We start from the raw sequence: 18,809 nt of genomic DNA on the forward strand, positions 1-18,809 counted from the left end.
CGTGCGGCGGCCGGGTTACATGGATCCACACCGCATAAAGGGCACACCATGACGAACGGCAGGCTCGGCATGGAGATAACCGGATGACCTCGGATGCATCGTTGATGCATTCGCTGCTCCAGTACGCGTTCTACTACCCCTGGATCATGTCGCTGCTCTGGATGAGCGGCGGGCTTATCTATTACCTGCGGGTGGAGCGACGCATGGGCGACCGTGAGTCGCCCCCACGCCTGGAGGCGTACCCGTTCGTGAGCCTCGTGGTCCCGTGCTTCAACGAGGGCCCGAACGTGCGCGAGACCATCGCGCACCTCGCGGCGCAGCGCTGGCCCGATTTCGAGATCATCGCAGTCAACGACGGATCCGATGACGACACCGGCGAGATCCTGGACGCCATGATGCCGGTGTACCCACGGCTTCGCGTCATGCACATGGCCTCCAACCACGGCAAGGCGATGGCCCTGCGTGCTGCCGCCCTGGCAGCGCACGGTGAGTACCTCGTCTGCGTGGATGGTGACGCGCTGCTGGATGACTACGCCACGCACTGGATGGTGGCCAGGCTCTCGCGCAATGTGCGCGTCGGCGCGGTGACCGGCAACCCGCGTATCCGCAACCGCTCCACCCTGCTGGGCAAGCTCCAGGTGGGCGAGTTCTCGTCGATCATCGGCCTGATCAAGCGCGCGCAGAGTGTGTACGGCCGCATCTTCACCGTATCCGGCGTCATCGCGGCCTTCCGCAAGAGCGCCCTGCACGACGTGGGCTACTGGAACACCGACATGGTCACGGAAGATATCGACGTGAGCTGGCGGCTGCAGATGCGCCATTGGGAAGTACAGTACGAACCCAACGCACTGTGCTGGATCCTGATGCCCGAAACGCTGCGCGGCTTATGGAAGCAGCGCCTGCGCTGGGCCCAGGGCGGCTCGGAAGTCTTGTTGCGCTACCTGCCGGCCTTGCTGCGCTGGCGGCAGCGCCGTATGTGGCCACTGGCCCTGGAATACCTGCTCAGCGTGGCCTGGTCGTACATCATGGGCACCATCATCGTGCTCTGGGCACTAGGCAAGGTCACGGACATTCCGGCGCCGTTCCATGTCGCTTCGCTGATCCCGCAATGGCACGGCATCGTGCTGGGCGTGACCTGCCTTACCCAGTTCATGCTCAGCCTGCTGGTCGATCGCCGTTACGAGGCGAAAATTGGCCGCCATTACTACTGGATGATCTGGTACCCGCTGGCGTACTGGCTGCTAAACACCGCCACCTCCATCGTTGCCCTGCCCCGCGCCTTCCTGCGCCGCCACGGCAGCCGCGCCACATGGGTAAGCCCGGACCGGGGAGTGCAATGAAAGCCGATGCTGTTCTTATCGACCGGCCGGAGAAGCAGTCGCTGCCGCGACGCCTCCTGTACGCCGCCCTTACCGTGCTGGCGTGGTTGCTCTGGGGGTTTTTGTGGCTGCCCGCGCTGCACGCCCTGGCGGAAAGCCTGGGCCTGCCACCGGCCTGGGAGCGCTGGATACCCGACGTGGTGCTGGGCAGTGCCCGCGAACTGGCCGACATCGTGTGGCTGGCGCCCGCCAGCCTCCTCGTCTTCCTGGCATGGTCCCTGTACGACGGCCGACAGCGCAGGAAAACCCGGCAGCGCCGGCGCAAGGTGCGGCCGGTACCCATTCCTGCCGCGGCTGAGTCGCTGGGTACCACCGTGGAAGAGGCGCTTATGGTCCAGGAAAGCCGCCGGGCCGTGATCGAGGTCGATGACAAGGACCAGATATCGGTGCCCGAGGCTGACGCGCCCGATTTCAGCCACATCATGGATTTCCCCGAGATGCAGCAGGGCAATGGCTGAGGATCTTCACACCCCTTGGCACCCCCTTTGCATCCATACTCCCGTCTTCCGTTAACGCGTCAAGCGGACGGCACTCTCACAAAAAATGAAACGCTGCCGGAAATGGACATCACCGCGGCGAAAATAAGGTCACAAGGCAGTATGCGAATCCTAAACACGACACCTCCGCGCAAAGCGCGCGTGCCACGGGGAAGGCTGTGCCTGGCGCTCGCGCTCGCGATCCAGGGCCACGCGGCCCTTGCAGCCACGCCAGCGGCCAGCCGCGATGCCCTGATGGCCCAGGTGCGCGACGAGCGCGCGCAGGGTCACCGGGTGGACGCGCTGCGGCACGTCCAGGCCATCCTAGACCAGTGGCCCGATGACCGCGAAGCCCGCGAGATGAACGTCGCCTTGTTGACGGAGCTGGGTGCCACCACCCGCGCCAGAGAACTGGCGCCCGGCCTGCAGCCGCCGCCCAAGGCGCTGGACCTGGCCAGGCTCGATGCCGACCACGCCGCCCACGAGATCCGCTGGGCCGACGGTGAGCCCGCCAACCCGAACACACCCTACGCCGAAGCCGACAAGGCCGTGGCCGATGCGCGCAAGCTGGCCGACGATGCTTCGCTCCCGGCCGACCTGCGCCGCCGCGAGACCTTTGACCTGCTGGTGGCGCTCGACCAGGCCGGGCGACCGGATGAGGCTATCCAGCGTTACGATGCCCTGAAGAAGGAAGGGGTGGACCTGCCCGCGTACGCCGAGCGTGCCGTGGCCGATGCGCTGCTGGTACGCCGGCGCCCTTTTGAGTCCGCCACGCTGTATGAAGACAGCATCCGCAAGGATCCTGGCCCCTATGCCAGCACCGATAGCGAGCCGCGTATCGGCCTGATGTATGCGTACTCCGAATCGGGCCAGACCGACAAGGCCTTCGCGACGATCGATGAGCTGGCGGCGAAGGAACAGCCGTGGGTACGCATTCGTGGTATCCGCCTGCCGATCCAGAACCCCCGTAAGGTCGATGCTGACCTGAATGCGGCCGTGCTGCGCAACTCCGTGGGCATGCCGCGTTCGGCCTACGATCAGTTGTACGCCATGAGCCGGGAAGCGCCGGCCAACGCGCAGATCCGCCGCGAGCTCGGTAACACGGAGCTCGCCCGTGGCTGGCCGCGCCGTGCGCTCGATGATTTCCACATCGCAAGCACGCTGGATCGCCGCGATGTGGATGCCCTTGTGGGCGAGGCCGAGGCCTACCGCGCCCTCAACGATTACGCGCAGGTGGACGATATTCTCGCCGAGGCCGAAACCCGCGCCGACCGCAACGGCCGGGTCGACCGGGCGGAACGGGCCTGGCAGCGCGAGAAGGGCTGGCAATTCGATATCAGTACGGAACAGGGCAAGGGCTCCAGCCCCGATTACGGCGACCGCGATGGCACCACGCAGGCGTCCATTGCCAGCCCGCTGATCGACGACCATTGGCGGGTCATGGCCCTTGGCCGCTATTCCACCGCGGACCTGCCCGAAGGCGATGTGCGGCGCACGCGCTTCGGCGTAGGCATCCGTGGGTACGCACAAGGTTTCATGGCCTACGTGCAAGCCCTGCCCTCCGCCGATCGCTACGTGGGCAAGACGGCGCTGGAAACGGGCTTTGACTGGTCATTGACGGATCACTGGGCCATCGCCGCCGATTACAGCACCGCGGGCGAAGACACCCCGCTGCGCGCGCAGTACTACGGGATCTCGGCGAAGACACTGGATACGGCGGTAACCTGGCGGGCGAGCGAGCTCACCCAGGCGCGCCTGGGCGTATCGCGAGATAAGTTCAGCGACGGCAATACCCGCACAGGCTGGCTGGCGTCGATCATCCAACGCGTCCACACCGAGCCGAACCTCACGATCGATGGCGGTATCGAAGTTGGCGGCTCCATGAACACCGATACGGACCGGCCCTATTTCAACCCGCGCCGCGACAACAGCTATGCCCTGACCGGCCGGCTCGAGAACCTGCTCGGCCAGTTTTACGAACGTAGCGTCACCCAGCGCATTGACGTAGCTGTCGGCCAGTACGCCGAAAAGGGCTACGCCACGGACTGGATGGCGACGGTGCGTTACGGCCAGGTGTTCCAGGCCCGCGAAGGCATTCGCCTGGGCTGGGGTATCGGCTGGCATAACCAACCTTACGATGGCCGGCGCGAACACCGCTTCGTCCTCGATTTGACGCTCCATTGGGGAGAATGAAGTCCATGCGTCCGCTGTTGTCCCTGCTCGCCCTCCTGGGGCTAGCCCTCCCCGCCGTCGCACAGACGGCCGCCCCCGCGCGGCCGAACCTGATCGTGCTGGCGTACCACGATGTTCGCGACGACGTGGGCCTCGATGCCGACCGCGACCCGGATGCGACGAGCACCGATCACCTGGTCTCCCATTTCGACTGGCTGAAGGCCAACGGCTACAACATCGTCACCTTCGACCAGGTGAAGGAAGCCTCCCAAGGCGGCCGCCCGCTACCAAAGGATGCGGTACTGCTGACCTTCGACGATGGCCTGGAAAGCTTCTACACCCGCGTTTACCCGCTGCTGCGGGCCTACCACTACCCGGCGCTCGCCGCCGTGGTGGGATCGTGGATGGACCTGCCCGATGGCAAGCGCATGCCCTACAACGGCAGCGATTGCGACCGCTCGTGCTTCCTCACCTGGGACCAGGTGGGCGAGATGCAGAAGTCAGGCCTGATCGAGTTCGCTTCGCACTCGTGGGCCCTGCACCAGGGTACGAACGGCAACCCGCAGGGCAACCAGATGCCCGCGGCCGCCTACCTGCAATACGACACGGCAAAGAACCGTTACGAGACCGAGGCCGAGTACGCCGCGCGCGTACGTGATGACCTGTCGAAGAGCGCCGACGAAATCGCCGCGCACACCGGCGTGCGCCCACGCGCCATCGCATGGCCTTATGGCGCCTTCACCCGCGTCGGCCAGGATGTCGCGGCCGGCCTAGGGATGAACATCTCCTTCAGCCTGGGCGATGCCATCCCGTCGCTCGGCTCGGGCGGCACCATCCCGCGCCTGCTGGTGAGCGGCAACATTACTGCCAACCGCCTCGGCTGGCTCATGCGCCACCAGGCGCGCATCGATAATGTCCGTGCGGTGCAGGTCGACCTCGATTACGTGTACGACCCCGACCCGGCGCAGCAGGACCGCAACCTGTCGAAGCTGCTCGACCGGATCAAGCGGATGCACCCCAGCCAGGTGTGGCTGCAGGCCTACGCCGATCCCGATGGCGATGGCGTCGCCGATGCCGTGTACTTCGCAAACCGCCACCTGCCCGTCCGCGCCGACCTGTTCTCGCGCGTCTCGTGGCAGCTGCGCACCCGCGCCGGCGTGCGCGTGTACGCGTGGATGCCGGTGATGGCTTTCCGTTTTCCGAATGGCAAGAACCTGCCGTCCCTCGCCGGCGAACCCAAACCCGGTGGCGATCATTTCCGCCTGGCCCCGTACGATGCCAACGTACGCAAGATGATCGGCGATGTGTATGAAGACCTGGCCATGCATACCGACGAGGCCGGCATCCTGTTCTCCGATGATGCCTACCTGCGCGATACCGACCAGCTGGGCCCATGGGCGAAGAACACGCCGGCGCAGAACACCCAGGCGCTGATCGCATTCACCCAGGAGCTGGCGGGCCGCATGAAAAAATGGCGCCCGCAGCTGCTGACCGCCCGCAACCTGTTCGCCCGCCCGGTGCTGCAACCCAATGCCGAAGCCTGGACGGCGCAGAGCCTGCCGGCCTTCATCAAGGCCTACGACATGACCGCCATCATGGCCATGCCGCAGCTGGACCAGCAGTGGGACCGGATCGGCTGGTACAAGAACCTGGTCGCCAGGGTGCTGGCCGAGCCAGGCGCCGTCGATCACACCCTGTTCGAGTTCGCCACGCAGAACTGGCGCACGAAGAAGCCCATCGACGTGGGCGATATCAACGACCGCATCCGTGCGGTGCAGGCCGCGGGTGCCCGGCACATCGGCTACTACCCCGATGATTTCCTGCACAATCACCCCGACCTGGAATCGATCCGTCCGTACATCTCGGCATCGGATTACCCATACCCGGAGCCCGCCCGATGAATTCAGGGGTGCTGCACTTCCTGCTCGAATTCGCGTTCTATTACCCGCTGGCGATGTCGCTGGTGTGGATGAGTGGCGGGATCATCTATTACTTCCGCTGGGAACGTAACGAGCCACTGCGGGTCAAGCCGCCGGCGTTGGCCGAGTACCCCATGGTGACCCTGGTGGTGCCCTGCCATAACGAAGGCGAACAGGTGCGCGAAACCATCGCCCACCTCGCCTCGCAGCAGTGGCCCAACTTCGAGATCATCGCTATCAACGATGGCTCCACCGACGATACCGGCGCGCAGCTGGACCAGTTGCTGGACCAGTACCCCAAGCTGCGTGTGATCCACATGGCATCCAACCAGGGCAAGGCCATGGGCCTGCGCGCCGCGGCCCTCGCCTCGAACGCCGATTTCCTGGTGTGCGTGGATGGCGATGCGCTGCTGGATGATTTCGCCACGCACTGGATGGTGTCGCACATGCTCGATAGCCCGCGCGTTGCCGCGGTGACCGGCAACCCGCGCATCCGCAACCGCTCTACCCTGCTGGGCAAGCTGCAGGTCGGCGAGTTTTCCTCGATCATCGGGCTGATCAAGCGCGCACAGCGCGTGTATGGCCGCATCTTCACGGTCTCGGGCGTCATTGCCTGCTTCCGCAAGAGCGCCCTGCACGACGTGGGCTACTGGAGCACCGATATGGTCACGGAGGATATCGATGTGAGCTGGCGCCTGCAGATGCGCCACTGGGAGATCCGTTACGAGCCCAACGCGCTGTGCTGGATCCTCATGCCTGAAACGGTACGCGGCCTGTGGAAGCAGCGCCTGCGCTGGGCCCAGGGTGGCTCGGAAGTGCTGCTGCGTTACACGAAGAAGCTGATGGCCTGGCGCCAGCGCCGCATGTGGCCGGTGGCGTTCGAGTACTTCACCAGCCTGCTGTGGTCGTACACCATGGGTACCATCATCACGCTGTGGGCCCTCGGCCACTTTGTACAGCTGCCGCCGTCGCTGTACATCGACACGTTGCTGCCGCAGTGGCATGGCGTGGTGCTGGGCATCATCTGCCTGCTCCAGTTCGGCATCAGCCTGCTGGTGGATCGCCGTTACGAAACCCGTATCGGCCGAAATTACTACTGGATGATCTGGTACCCGCTCATCTACTGGCTCCTCAACACCGCCACATCGATCGTCGCGTTGCCCAAGGCCATCATGAAGCGCAAGGGCACGCGCGCTGTTTGGGTCAGCCCGGACCGGGGTCTGCGATGAAAGCCGAAGCCATTGTTATCCAGCGCCCCGAGCGCCAAAGCGCCGCGCAAAAAGCCGTGTTTGGGCTGGTCACCGTCACCTTGTGGGTGGCGTGGGCCTTCCTGTGGCTACCGCTGATCACGTTAGGCGCATGGGCGTACGGCATCCGCGATGCCCTGACCCAGTTGCACCTTGTGGATCCGATCACCGACGGCGGCGATATCCACGTGGTGCTGATCGTGGCCTTCGCCACCGCGGCCATTTTTACCGCGTGGTCGGGTTACAACTACGCGCGTTTCGTGGGCAAGCAGAAGCGCCGCGGGAACTCACCGGTGGGCGTAGCCGAAACGGCGGCGAAAATCGGTGCCCATACCGACGATGCGGTACGCCTGCAAGGCACCCGCCGCGCGGTAGTGAGCGTGGCCGACGATGGGTTCATGACCCTGAAAGAATCGCGCTGAAATAGCCTGAGCCGTTCCTGTAGGAGCACGCTTGCGCGCGATGGATGCTCGCCGCAACCCATCGCGCACAAGCGCGCTCCTACCGTTACACCGCCTTGAGCAGGAATACACCGAAGGCCGGCTCGTCGGAAATCCACTGCTGCTCCACCACCCAGCCTGCCTGCGCCGCCAGCGCCGCGAACGACGCCGGCGTGAACTTGTGCGAGTTCTCGGTATGGATGGTTTCGCCGGCTTCAAAGGCGAAACGCTGCCCGGACACCGTGACGGTCTGCGCTACGGCGCTTTCCAGGTGCATCTCGATCCGTGACTTCGCCGCGTTCCACACCGCGCGGTGCTCGAATGCACCCACGTCGAAATCGGCGCCCAGCTCACGGTTGATTCGCACAAGCACGTTACGGTTGAACGCCGCGGTCACGCCCTCGGCATCGTCATAGGCGGCCAGCAGCGTATCGATGGACTTCACCTGGTCGGCGCCCACGATGAACCGTGCACCGGAGCCGAGGCGGCGGCGCACCGAGTGCATCAACGCAACGGCCTCACTGGCTTCGAAATTGCCAATGGTGGAACCGGGGAAGAACGCGACCACCGGGTTATCCGCCAGTGCCTCGGGCACCTCAATGCCACGCGTGAAATCGGCGACAACCGGGACGATCGGCAGCGCCGGGTAAGCCGCGCGCAAGCGCTCGGCCGCGCCCTGCAGCGCATCCGGGCTGATATCCACCGGTACATACGCCGCCAGTGACGACGTCGCATCAAGCAGCAAACGGGTCTTCTCGCTCGCACCGCTCCCCAGTTCCAGCAGCACGGCGCCGTCTGGAATCGCCGCGGCCAGCGCCGGCACGATTTTCTTCAGAAGCGTGGTTTCCGTGCGGGTCGGGTAGTACTCCGGTGTCTCACAGATCGCCTCGAACAACGCGGAGCCAGCGCCGTCGTAGAAGTACTTCGGCGAGAACGTCTTCTGCGGGGCTGAAAGACCTGCCAGCGTGTCACGCAGGAACTCGCTACGCTCATCGTCTTCGGCCAATGCGAGATCGCGCGCCAGGCGCACGCCGGCAAACATCCAGCGCTGCCCGGGCCGGTAGAAGTTGCGGTAAGACGGCCGCGAATGGCCTGGCGGCGTCACCGCGGCCCCGCCACGCAGCACCATCTGCCCGCTCATGAACTTGCCGTTGTACTCACCTACCGCGTCATCCGCGGCGCGGAAGCCGGGGTACGCGGTGTACGCGCTTGCCGTCCACTGCCATGCGGTGTCGTACACCTGCTCCAGGTCATGGCGCGTGCGCACGGCGTGCTCCCACTCGGCCTCGGTCGGCAGCCGCGCGCCCGCCCAGCGGGCATAGGCATCCGCCTCGTAGTAACTGACATGCATGACGGCGGCATCGGGATCGACCGGTTTCCACCCGCCCGGGGTCATGTGGAACCACGTGTCGTCTTCGCGCTGCCAGTACTGCGGGGCTTCCCAACCTTCGGCCTGGCACTGCGCCCAGCCATCGGAGAGCCACAATTCGGCGCGACGGTAACCGCCCAGCGCCATGAACGCCAGCCACTGGCCGTTGGTCACCAGCCGGTCGGCAAGCTGGAACGGCTCCAGCCACGCGGTGTGCCGTGGGCTCTCGTTATCGAAGGCGAACGGCTCATCCGTCGCGCCAATGCGCACCGGGCCGCCTGCCACATGGCGATAACGCCCTGCGGGGCCCGCCGGGGTCGCCGGCCATGCGGGATCGAACGCGGGCTTGAGCGGCGACTGCGCAAACAGGTGCTGCACATCCATCACCAGCAACTCCTGGTGCTGTTCCTCGTGGGCCAGGCCCAGGCGGAGCAATGCTTCACGCTCGGCGTCCAGCCCCTCCGCGATGAACCGGCGCATGTGTGCATCAACATGGGCGCGGTAGGCGCGCACGCCATCGATACCAGGCCGGGTGACGAGACCGCGCGTGGGGCGCGGGTGGCGTGGCCCGACGGCCTCGTAGTAGGAGTTGAACAGGTAACCGAACGTGGTATCGAACACCGTGTAGCCTGGGACGTTGGGGCCAAGCAGGAAGGTTTCGAAGAACCACGTGGTATGGGCCAGGTGCCACTTGGCCGGGCTGGCATCCGGCATGGACTGCACCTGCATGTCTTCCGGTTGCAGCGCCGCGACGAGGGCATCGGTGCGCGCACGAACGGCGTCATAGCGCTCAGCGAGGGTCAGCGTGGCGGGGGTGGTACAGCCAGTGGGGGCAGTCGCGCTGCCCGTGGCCCAGGTATCGAATATGGCTTGCATGGCAAAGGTGCTCCGGCGACTCAATCGGGCGTGTGCTCGATCGTGACGCGATCGGGGTAGAAGGCCAGGTGCTCGCGGATATCGCGGGCCGCCTCGCTTGCGGTTTCGTAGGTCCAGATGGCGTTGATCGCGCGCTCGCTATGGCCGGGCAGGCTGTAATACGAGGCCTCGCCCTTGTAGGGGCACCAGGTGGTGTGTTCCGTACGCCGCAATGCCGCCATGTCGGCATCCCCACGGGGGATATAGAACACAACGGGATACGTGGCCTCTTTCAGGCTGAGGGCATGGCGGGTATCGGCGATAACCCGGTCTCCATCGCGCACCACGACGCGCCCGCCAGCGGGCGAGATCGTCATGGGATGGTCGGGGCCGGGGATCCTGACGGGACGGGAGGACATCTCACTCTCCTTCGTAGCGGGCGTGCAGGCAGACCATCGTGGGACCGCCAGGCGCCCATGCCAAGCCAACAGGCTGGAAAAGGTGAAATGTCTCGCAGGCACAGATGGCAGGATTGGACATTCCTGCCCGCCCCACGTCAGGCCTGCCCTAGCGTTTGGCCGGGCGCACGAACCGGTAGTGGGCCACGCCCCACTCCGTGCCGCCCGCGTAGCCAAACAGCTCCGCACACGCCATCCAGAACATGCGCCAGCGCTGGAACCACAAGCGTGCCGCATCGCCATAGGCTTCGGCCAGTACCCCCATCACGGCCGCCTGGTTCGCATCCTGCCGGGCCAGCCAATGGTTGGCCGTGCGCTGGTAATGCGTGCCATCGAGCAGCCAGCGGCCTTCGATGTGCAGGTCATCCTGGAACCAGAGCAATGTATCGGCCGCCGGCATCAGGCCGCCGGTGAAGAAATGCCGGGCCATCCAGTCACCATCGCCATCGGTCTCGAACGGGTACATCAGCGTGCGGTGAGTGAAAATGTGTACGAACAGCTTACCGCCTGGCTTCAGCCAGCCGCCGATCCGGCCGAGCAACGTGGCGTAGTTACGCATGTGCTCGAACATCTCGATGGAAACGCAACGGTCATAGTCGGACTCGGGCAGCGCCAGCGTATTCACGTCCGCCGTGATCACCTGCACGTTGCGGATACTCAGTGCGGCGCAGCGCGCCTCGATGTGGCGACGTTGCGAGGCCGAATTCGATACCGCCGTGATCCGCGCTCGCGGGTATCGCTGCGCCATCCACAGCGTAAGCGATCCCCAGCCACAGCCGAGTTCGAGGATCGACTGGCCATCCACCAGTTCGGCGCGTTCCCCGTAGAGCGCCAGCATGGCCTCTTCGGCATCATTCAACGTCATGCCGGCACGTGGGTAATAGCAGCTGGAGTACTTCAGGCGGCTGCCCAGGCACAGTTCGAAGAACGCGGGTGGCAGCTCATAGTGCTGGCCGTTCGCCGCGTCCGTGTGGATCGCCACGTCGCTATGCCGCAACGACTCGATCAATGCCTGGAACCGCTCGGCCGTGGCCGCTTCACCCCCGGCGCGCTCGTGGGCCAGCCGCGCCGCACACTGGCGGCGGATCCCTGCACGCAGCAACGCATCCGGCACGAGGCCACGTTCGGCCAGGCCGATCACGCCAGGCGCGGCACTATCTTCGCGGGCGTACACAGGGGTGTTGGCGATCGTCGTCATACGTCCTCGTGGGTGTGCATGGGAAACCAGGGAATCAGGACGGGCGTATCGCGTTGGTAGCGGCGGTAGTCGTCGCCGCGCGTGCGCACGGCCTGGGCTTCGGTAAGTGGCACGCCGCTCACATAGCGCACGAACACGAACATAAGCACAGGGCCGATCCACGCAAGCCGGCCCAGCGGCGAGCCCATGGCCAGGAACACATAGGTGAACCAGTGCAGCCACTCGAAGAAATAGTTTGGGTGGCGCGAATAGCGCCACAGGCCATCGCGGCAGGTCCTGCCATGGTTCGCCGGATCGGCCCGGAAGCGCGCGAGCTGGCGATCCGCCAACGATTCACCGGCCACGCTCACGATCCATGTGATCACGGCGGGCACGATCCATAAGCCAGGGCCACCCCCGTTCGCCGCCACCGCGATAAACGGCACCGCGCACACACCGACCAGAAAGGCCTGGAACTGGAAGAAGCCGAAGAACTTGCCTTGATGGCCATGCCAGTGTGCGCGCAGCTGGCGGTAGCGCCCATCTTCGGGCTCACTGCGCACCCGTCGCCACAGGTGCAACGCCAGCCGCGCACCCCAGGCGCCGCCCAGCAGGGCCACCCACAACCGACTCGATGTCGCACCCTGCCCCACCAGTGCGGCGAACACGGCCGCCACCGCCAGGCCCGCCGCCCACAAGGCATCCACAATGCCTGCATTGCGCCTGCGCCGCTGCCACGCCCAGCCGCCCGCCATGACCCAGGCGGCCGTGAGCCAGATCGTGAGCAGCGTATTAACCGTACTCACGGCACGCCGCCCGGCTTGGCGAACAACAGATGGGAAACGCCGATGGACCGCTCAAGGAAACCACCCTCGCAGTACACAAGATAAAACTCCCACAAACGCAGGAAGCGCTCATCGAAACCCTGCGCCCGTGCCTCCGGCCGCGCCGTCAGGAACCGCTCGCGCCATGCGTGCAGGGTGCGGGCATAGGAATGGCCAAAGTCATCCTGGCGCACCAGGGCAAGGTCCGTCGACCGCGTCTTCGCCTGGAGCAGCGCGTTGACCGAAGGAATGAAGCTACCCGGAAACACATAGCGCTTGATGAAGTCCACCGAACGCAGCGCCTGCGCATAGCGGTGGTCCTCGATGGTGATGGCCTGGAGCAACGCGCGCCCACCAGGCCGAAGTAGCGCGCCGAGCTTGGCGAAATAGGTATCAAGGTACGCCGCGCCAATCGCTTCCACCATTTCGATGGACACGAGCTTATCGAACTGGCCTTGCAGGTCGCGGTAATCCTCGAGCAGTAACGTCACCCGGTCGCCTAAACCCGCCTCTGCCACGCGCCGTGTCGCCAGTTCGTGCTGTTCCTTCGAGATGGTGGTGGTCGTGACGTGGCAACCGTAGTACCTGGCCGCATGCAGCGCGAACCCGCCCCAGCCCGTGCCAATCTCGACCACGCGATCACCCGGCTTGAGCTCGAGCCACTGGCATACGCGATCGAGCTTGCGCCGCGAGGCGGCTTCCAGTGTATCGCCCTCGCCCTCCCACAGCGCCGACGAGTACATGAGGTCGCTCGACAGGAATAGCCCGAAGAAATCGTTGCCCAGGTCATAGTGCGCGGCGATATTGCGGCGGCTGCCATCGCGTGTGTTCCGGCGCAGCGCGGCCCATGCCTGCATGGCCCAGCCGCCCAGCCGGGCCATGCCGCTTTCCATGCCATCCAGCAGATCGCGGTTGCGCACCAACAGCCGTACCAGTCCTACCAGGTCATCGCACGACCACTGGCCCTCCATATAGGCCTCGCCCGCGCCGACGCTGCCATTACCCGCTACGGTGCGATAAAAGGCGAGATCATGGATCGCAATGTGCACGGTTGGTTCATGCGTGGGCTCGCCAAGCACGACCGCGCCGAGTGCGTCATTGATCACCAGCTGGCCGTGGCGCAACGATCTCATGCGCGCCAGAAGCTGCCCACGAAGGAAGCGCAGGCCACGCGATGCGCGTGCACCGGTCTGGTTATGGACGATGGCGTTCATGGAATCCTTTGGGCAGCTTGCCCGGGTGGTCGTGGACCGGGTTGCGCTTCAACCACAGGCGCAACGCCTCGAAATGGATGGCACCGATGACCTGCGCGGTCATCAGCGGATAGCGCCAGAGCACCCGCGCCAACGCCGCGGCAGTGAGTGGGCGACGCGCCAAGGCCAGGTGTGCATCGAACTCGCGCGTATCGCCACGCAGCACATCCATGTGGACGCGCAACCGCTCGCCGGGCGCGCTGAAGCGCCAGCGGTAGGTACGTTCCATCGGCATGAACGGCGACACATGGAAGGCCTTGGCGAACGTGGCATCGACCGCCTGCACGTCGCCATCTGACACAGGCAGCACATAAGCGTGCCGCTCGCGCCACGGCGTGTTGGTAATCTCGGCCAGCACCGCGGCGAGCGTCACGCCGTCGGCTTCGTAGCAGTAATAGAAGCTCACCGGATTGAATACGTAGCCGGCGTAGCGCAGGTGCGCCAGCAAACGCACCGGCCCCGCTGGCCGCTGCCCCAGCGACAGCGCCACGCGATCGCGCACGGCCTCGGCAAGCGGCACACCCGGTGGCCCGAAATAATCCGATCGGCGGAATTCCGCGAGGTTGCGCCCCTTCGCCGACCACAACCAGCGCCCGGCGAACACCGCATCCAGCTCATCCAGATCCAGCCACAACTGGGCCATGCGGTAGCGAAACGCATGCGGGTGCGGCGCGTGACGGCGATGGGTCACGAACCCCTCGTACACGGCACTAGCGTACGTTTCAGTCATGCGGGCACCCGGCGCGTGCTCGCGACGCTATCGAACTCGCGCGCCAAGTCCACGGCGCTGCGCATCCCATCTTCATGAAAGCCCCAACCCCAGTAGGCGCCCGCGAACCACGTGCGGCGTTTACCCTGGATCTCGCCTTTGCGCGCCTGCGCGGCCACCGACGCATGTGAATACACCGGGTGGTGGTAAGCCATGCGGCGCAGCACCTTCGCTGGATCAATCGCATCGGTCTGGTTCAAGGTCACGATAAGCGGCTCAGGCGAGTCGATACCCTGCAGCAGGTTCATGCAGTAGCTCACGGTGCAGGCCGCGCCAGGTGTCGCGGGGACCCACGCGTTCCAGGCCGCCCACGCCTTGCGCGAGCGCGGCAGCAAGCGGGCATCCGTGTGCAACACGGTATCGTTCGGCTGGTACGCCATGGCGCCCAGCACGTCGCGTTCGGCGGGATGGGCATCGGTCAGCAGGGCCAACGCCTGATCGGCGTGGCAGGCCAGTACCACTTCATCGAAGGTTTCGATGCCGCGGTGGCTGGTCACATCCACGCGATCGGCATGGCGCTGTACCGCCAATACGGGCGTCGCCACGCGCTCACGCACCTGCCAGCGCGCGCGCAGCGCCTCCACGTACCGCGCGGATCCCCCTTGCACCACGCGCCAGTCCGGCCGCCGTGACACCTGCAGCATGTGGTGGTTTGCCATGAACTTCGCCAGGTACTTCGCGGGGAAACCAAGGATGCTGGTCGAGGGCGACGACCACAGCGCACAGGCCATCGGCACCAGGTGCTCATCGCGAAACATCGCGCCATAGCCCCCCTCGGCCAGGTACTCGCCCAAGGTGGGGCCTGGGCCGGCCGCACCCAGCAATGCCGGTGCGTCACGGTAGAAACGAAACAGATCGCGCAGCATGCCGAGGAAGCGCGGCGACCACAGGTTGCGCCGCTGGCAGAACAGCGTATTCAGCGAGGTGGCGTTGTACTCCAGGCCCGAGGCTTCACTGCTCACGGCGAAGCTCATGGTCGTCGGCTGCGTCGCCACACCCAATTCATCGAAAAGAGCGGTAAGCAGTGGGTAATTCACAGGGTTATGCACGATGAACCCGGTATCCACCGCGTATTCTTGCCCATGCATCGCGACACGGTGCGTATGCACATGCCCGCCTACCCGGTTGCTCGCTTCATAAAGCACCACATCGTGCCCGCGCGACAGCAACCACGCCGATGCCAGCCCCGCGATGCCCGAACCGATAACCGCGACGCGCATCCGCTCAGCCCTCCCGCTTCGCCGTCACCCACGCAGGGATCGGCTTGAGATCGCGCACCAGGCGCAACTGCGCCATCAGCCACAGGCCGTACCAGGTCACATCCACTTCCCACCAGCGGAAGCCCTGGCGCACGGTGCCGGGGAAGAAATGATGGTTGTTGTGCCAGCCCTCGCCAAACGTGAGCAGCGCCAGCCACAGGTTGTTGCGGCTATCGTCGCGCGTGGCGAAGCGGCGCGATCCAAAGCGATGTGCCAGCGAGTTGATGGTGACCGTGGCATGGAACAACACCACGGTGGAGACGAAGAAGCCCCACGCCAGCATCTGCGCACCGCTGGTACCGAGGCCCGGTGCCTCGTGCGCCAACAGCGCGCCCAGTGCGTACAGGCCGACCGCCAGCAACACGGGCACGGCCGTGTCATAGCGATCCAGCCAGCGCAGCTCCGGGTACGCGGCAAAATCAGGCACGCGGGAAAGATCGGTACGGAACCCGCGTGGGGTGAGGAACCAGCCGGCGTGGCTCCACAGGAACCCGTGCACCGTGGGCGAATGCGGATCCTGTGCGGTATCGGCGTGACGATGGTGGTGACGATGGTGCGCAGCCCACCACAGCGGGCCACGCTGCACGCAGGAGGCGCCGATCACCGCAAAGATGAACTGCACGGCACGCGACGTGCGGAAGGTACGGTGCGAAAAGTACCGATGGTAGAAACCGGTGAGCGCGAACATGCGTACCGCGTACATGGCTACGGCCACGGCAAACGCTACTGGCGACACCCCCGTCCAGATCACCATCACGCAGGCCAGGTGCATAGCCACGAACGGCGCGGCGCGGAGCCAGTCGATGCGATCGGCAGCGGCCTCGCTGCCCGCGGGATCGGCGGCCGTATCGAACCAGCGCCGGAACGCGGCGGCGCGCGGCGGCGGCGGTGTACGGGCATCGAAGGCGCTATCGGGTCGCATGGGCCAGCCTTTCCGTGGGTCTCAACAAGGTATACGGATGAATCCGTTGCCCGGATGCACGGCGGCGGCAGTCAGGTGGTGCAGCTTCCGCTCAAGGGGGTGTGAATCACGTCATCCAGGGCCGAGGAAGGCAGGCCCATGGTCCGGCCCGATGCCGGGAAATCGATGCGCACATCGATACCCTTGCCTTTTTCATTGCGCACGGTACCCATGCCCTCGTAACGCAGCAGGCGGCGGTCGCTGGCCCCGTAGGTCATTTCGATGGTCGGCGCCGCGAAGGCGTACCAGGCATCCAGCTTCATCACCAGGTGGCGCTGGCCATCGGTCACCTTGCCGCCCAGGATCTTCACATCGAAAAAGCGGAACCGGCTGGCCACGAGAAACGGCACGGAAACCCCGGCACCCAATGAATCCCAGTGGGCACGGATATAAGGATCGAACCCGGCATCGATGACGGCGCCATCAGGCACGTCGATGGTTTTGGCCTGCTCGTTACCGCCCTTCTTGCGCACCTTTACCTCGAGCTGGTTACCGCTGGCTTGCACTGTCTCGCTCAGGCCCCGGCGCGCATCCTCATAGGTGACATTGGGCCGCGTCGGGTCGCGGGCCGCATCCAGTATCTTCAATGCGAACGGCTTGCCGTCAGGGCACTGGTAGCTCACGACCTGGCGTGGCCCGTCTATCAGGTGCACCTCGCGGTAGAGCACAGGCCCACCCGCGCGAGGGCTGGCGTCCCCTGCGTAGCGATCGGCGGCATGCGCAGGCAAGGCGCAGACGCAGAGCACGGCGAGGATCAGGCGTTTCGTCGTCATAGGGGAATCCCAGGCAGGCGGAGCGCCGGTTAAAAGGTAGACGCGACCGAGGGTGACCCGGATCCGGTCGCGTTTTCGTGACGGCCGTTCGTGCTATAGATCCAGCGCACTGACGCAACGGGAATCCTAACGCATGCCAGGCACCACGCCCGCCGAGCGGGATGCGCTGAACGATTTGCTACGGCGCACCGGCGCCCGGGACCAGAAGGCCTTCGAGGCCCTGTACAAGGCCACGTCGCCACGCCTGTTCGGTGTGTGCATGCGCCTGGTGGGGGATCGCGCCGAAGCCGACGAGGTCCTGCAGGAGGCCTACGTCACCGTGTGGCGCCGGGCGGGGTCGTTCGATCCATCGCTTTCCAGCGCGTTCACCTGGCTGGTCACCGTGGTCCGCAACAAGGCAATCGATCGCCTGCGCCAGCGCCCCGGCACCCAGGCCATCACGGACGTGGCATGGGAAGCGATCGTCGATCCGGAGCCGGGCCCCTCGGCGCGCGCCGAGGCCGGCGATGCCTACGGCCGCCTGCGCGCCTGCCTGGATCAACTGGATGCGCCGCAGCGTCGCTCGATCCGTGAAGCCTTTTTCGGCGGCGCTACGTATAACGAATTGGCAGACCGGGCCAAGGTCCCGCTCGGCACCATGAAGAGCTGGATCCGCCGTGGCCTGATGCAATTGCGCGCGTGCCTGGGCTCATGAATACGACCTTCGATACCGACAAGGACAACCTGCGCTACGCGGAATACGTGCTCGGCCTGCTCGATGCCGATGCACGTGCGGCCGTGGCCCGCGAGATCGCCGACCAGCCCGAGGCGGAAGCCGCCGTGGCCGTGTGGCAGGCGTGGCTGGCCCCGCTGGCCATTGAAGTGAGCGCAGCCGAACCGCCGCTGCACGCGTGGGAAGGCATCTGCCGTCGCCTTGGCCTGGCCGAACCGGCACGCCCGAGCCTGTGGGACAGCCTGGCGTTGTGGCGCTGGATCGGCGTGGGCGCATCGGCGGTGGCCGCGTGCCTGCTTGTGCTCACACTCACCCGCGAACCGCAAGCACCCCCGGCTGCTCACGCCCCCGCGGTACTCATGGTCTCCACCCTGGCCGGCGAGGATGGCGTGGCCGCGTGGACCGCCACCATGGATATTGATCGCGGTGAACTCCTGGTGGTGCCCGCCAGCCCCAAGGCCACTGCCAGCGGCCGCGCGACCGAACTGTGGCTGATACCCGCCGGTGGTGCGCCCATCTCGGTGGGCACGTTCCCCGCCCAGGAGGCCAAGCGCTTCGCCTTGCCCAAGGCATTGCTGGATCGCCTCGGACCCACGGCGGCGCTCGCGGTTTCGGTCGAACCGGCGGGTGGCTCGCCCACCGGGCAGCCCACAGGGCCGGTGATCGCCAAGGGCAGCATCCGCGCGGCGTGAGCCTTCACATTTGTCGAGAAACCGGCCGTAAGATATTGAGCGCCGGGCTCAACTTTGCCGCGAGCCCGCCGATA

Annotated in this window: 17 protein-coding genes; 8 read left to right on the plus strand and 9 right to left on the minus strand. The window is 65.6% G+C overall.

The window, feature by feature from the left end; translation table 11 throughout:
* The first annotated feature begins 83 nt into the window (after positions 1-83).
* From pgaC (ABIE56_RS10640) to pgaD (ABIE56_RS10665), 6 genes are all read left to right on the plus strand, one after another.
* Positions 84-1,340, plus strand: a complete 1,257-nt coding sequence (gene pgaC, locus ABIE56_RS10640; protein WP_429243784.1) for a poly-beta-1,6-N-acetyl-D-glucosamine synthase — start codon at positions 84-86, stop codon at positions 1,338-1,340.
* Positions 1,337-1,837, plus strand: a complete 501-nt coding sequence (gene pgaD / locus ABIE56_RS10645) for a poly-beta-1,6-N-acetyl-D-glucosamine biosynthesis protein PgaD (protein ID WP_429243785.1) — start codon at positions 1,337-1,339, stop codon at positions 1,835-1,837. Before pgaC (ABIE56_RS10640) ends, pgaD (ABIE56_RS10645) begins: the two co-directional genes overlap by 4 nt.
* A gap of 141 nt (positions 1,838-1,978) precedes the next feature.
* Positions 1,979-4,048: a poly-beta-1,6 N-acetyl-D-glucosamine export porin PgaA gene (pgaA, locus tag ABIE56_RS10650; protein WP_429243786.1), complete on the plus strand. Its 2,070-nt coding sequence runs from the start codon at positions 1,979-1,981 to the stop codon at positions 4,046-4,048.
* Positions 4,049-4,053: 5 nt separating this feature from the next.
* Positions 4,054-5,928 carry a poly-beta-1,6-N-acetyl-D-glucosamine N-deacetylase PgaB gene (gene pgaB / locus ABIE56_RS10655; RefSeq protein ID WP_429243787.1) on the plus strand — a complete coding sequence of 625 codons (1,875 nt, stop codon included), beginning with the start codon at positions 4,054-4,056 and terminating at the stop codon, positions 5,926-5,928.
* Positions 5,925-7,175, plus strand: coding sequence for a poly-beta-1,6-N-acetyl-D-glucosamine synthase (pgaC, locus tag ABIE56_RS10660; RefSeq protein ID WP_429243788.1), 1,251 nt, complete (start codon positions 5,925-5,927; stop codon positions 7,173-7,175). The genes pgaB and pgaC (ABIE56_RS10660) overlap by 4 nt, the downstream gene beginning before the upstream one ends.
* The gene (pgaD, locus tag ABIE56_RS10665) at positions 7,172-7,615 is read left to right on the plus strand and encodes a poly-beta-1,6-N-acetyl-D-glucosamine biosynthesis protein PgaD (protein WP_429243789.1); all 444 of its coding nucleotides are present in this window, start codon (positions 7,172-7,174) and stop codon (positions 7,613-7,615) included. Before pgaC (ABIE56_RS10660) ends, pgaD (ABIE56_RS10665) begins: the two co-directional genes overlap by 4 nt.
* A gap of 85 nt (positions 7,616-7,700) precedes the next feature.
* On the opposite strand, the gene egtB is transcribed toward pgaD (ABIE56_RS10665), so the two are convergent.
* The 9 genes from egtB to ABIE56_RS10710 form a co-directional block, all read right to left on the minus strand.
* Positions 7,701-9,878, minus strand: a complete 2,178-nt coding sequence (egtB, locus tag ABIE56_RS10670; protein ID WP_429243790.1) for an ergothioneine biosynthesis protein EgtB — start codon at positions 9,876-9,878, stop codon at positions 7,701-7,703.
* Positions 9,879-9,898: 20 nt separating this feature from the next.
* Positions 9,899-10,276, minus strand: coding sequence for a DUF427 domain-containing protein (locus ABIE56_RS10675; protein WP_429243791.1), 378 nt, complete (start codon positions 10,274-10,276; stop codon positions 9,899-9,901).
* Between the two features lie 148 nt (positions 10,277-10,424).
* On the minus strand, positions 10,425-11,513 hold the full coding sequence (locus ABIE56_RS10680; protein WP_429243792.1) for an SAM-dependent methyltransferase: 1,089 nt from the start codon (positions 11,511-11,513) through the stop codon (positions 10,425-10,427).
* Complete coding sequence (locus ABIE56_RS10685; protein WP_429243912.1) at positions 11,510-12,247, minus strand: DUF1295 domain-containing protein; 738 nt, start codon at positions 12,245-12,247, stop codon at positions 11,510-11,512. The genes ABIE56_RS10680 and ABIE56_RS10685 overlap by 4 nt, the downstream gene beginning before the upstream one ends.
* Positions 12,248-12,294: 47 nt before the next feature.
* Complete coding sequence (locus tag ABIE56_RS10690) at positions 12,295-13,530, minus strand: class I SAM-dependent methyltransferase (RefSeq protein ID WP_429243793.1); 1,236 nt, start codon at positions 13,528-13,530, stop codon at positions 12,295-12,297.
* On the minus strand, positions 13,511-14,299 hold the full coding sequence (locus ABIE56_RS10695; RefSeq protein ID WP_429243794.1) for a DUF1365 domain-containing protein: 789 nt from the start codon (positions 14,297-14,299) through the stop codon (positions 13,511-13,513). Before ABIE56_RS10695 ends, ABIE56_RS10690 begins: the two co-directional genes overlap by 20 nt.
* On the minus strand, positions 14,296-15,558 hold the full coding sequence (locus tag ABIE56_RS10700; RefSeq protein WP_429243795.1) for an NAD(P)/FAD-dependent oxidoreductase: 1,263 nt from the start codon (positions 15,556-15,558) through the stop codon (positions 14,296-14,298). Before ABIE56_RS10700 ends, ABIE56_RS10695 begins: the two co-directional genes overlap by 4 nt.
* 4 nt (positions 15,559-15,562) lie before the next feature.
* Positions 15,563-16,519, minus strand: a complete 957-nt coding sequence (locus ABIE56_RS10705) for an acyl-CoA desaturase (RefSeq protein WP_429243796.1) — start codon at positions 16,517-16,519, stop codon at positions 15,563-15,565.
* A 71-nt stretch (positions 16,520-16,590) separates the two neighbouring features.
* Positions 16,591-17,331 (minus strand): hypothetical protein, encoded by a 741-nt coding sequence (locus tag ABIE56_RS10710; RefSeq protein ID WP_429243797.1) that lies wholly within the window; start codon positions 17,329-17,331, stop codon positions 16,591-16,593.
* Between the two features lie 133 nt (positions 17,332-17,464).
* Between ABIE56_RS10710 and ABIE56_RS10715 the strand changes: the two genes are divergently transcribed.
* Both ABIE56_RS10715 and ABIE56_RS10720 read left to right on the plus strand, forming a co-directional pair.
* On the plus strand, positions 17,465-18,025 hold the full coding sequence (locus tag ABIE56_RS10715; protein ID WP_429243798.1) for a sigma-70 family RNA polymerase sigma factor: 561 nt from the start codon (positions 17,465-17,467) through the stop codon (positions 18,023-18,025).
* Positions 18,022-18,735 carry an anti-sigma factor gene (locus tag ABIE56_RS10720; RefSeq protein ID WP_429243799.1) on the plus strand — a complete coding sequence of 238 codons (714 nt, stop codon included), beginning with the start codon at positions 18,022-18,024 and terminating at the stop codon, positions 18,733-18,735. Before ABIE56_RS10715 ends, ABIE56_RS10720 begins: the two co-directional genes overlap by 4 nt.
* The last annotated feature ends 74 nt before the right edge of the window (positions 18,736-18,809 follow it).

Source organism: Luteibacter sp. 621 (genome assembly GCF_050435445.1).
Taxonomy (GTDB): Bacteria; Pseudomonadota; Gammaproteobacteria; order Xanthomonadales; family Rhodanobacteraceae; genus Luteibacter.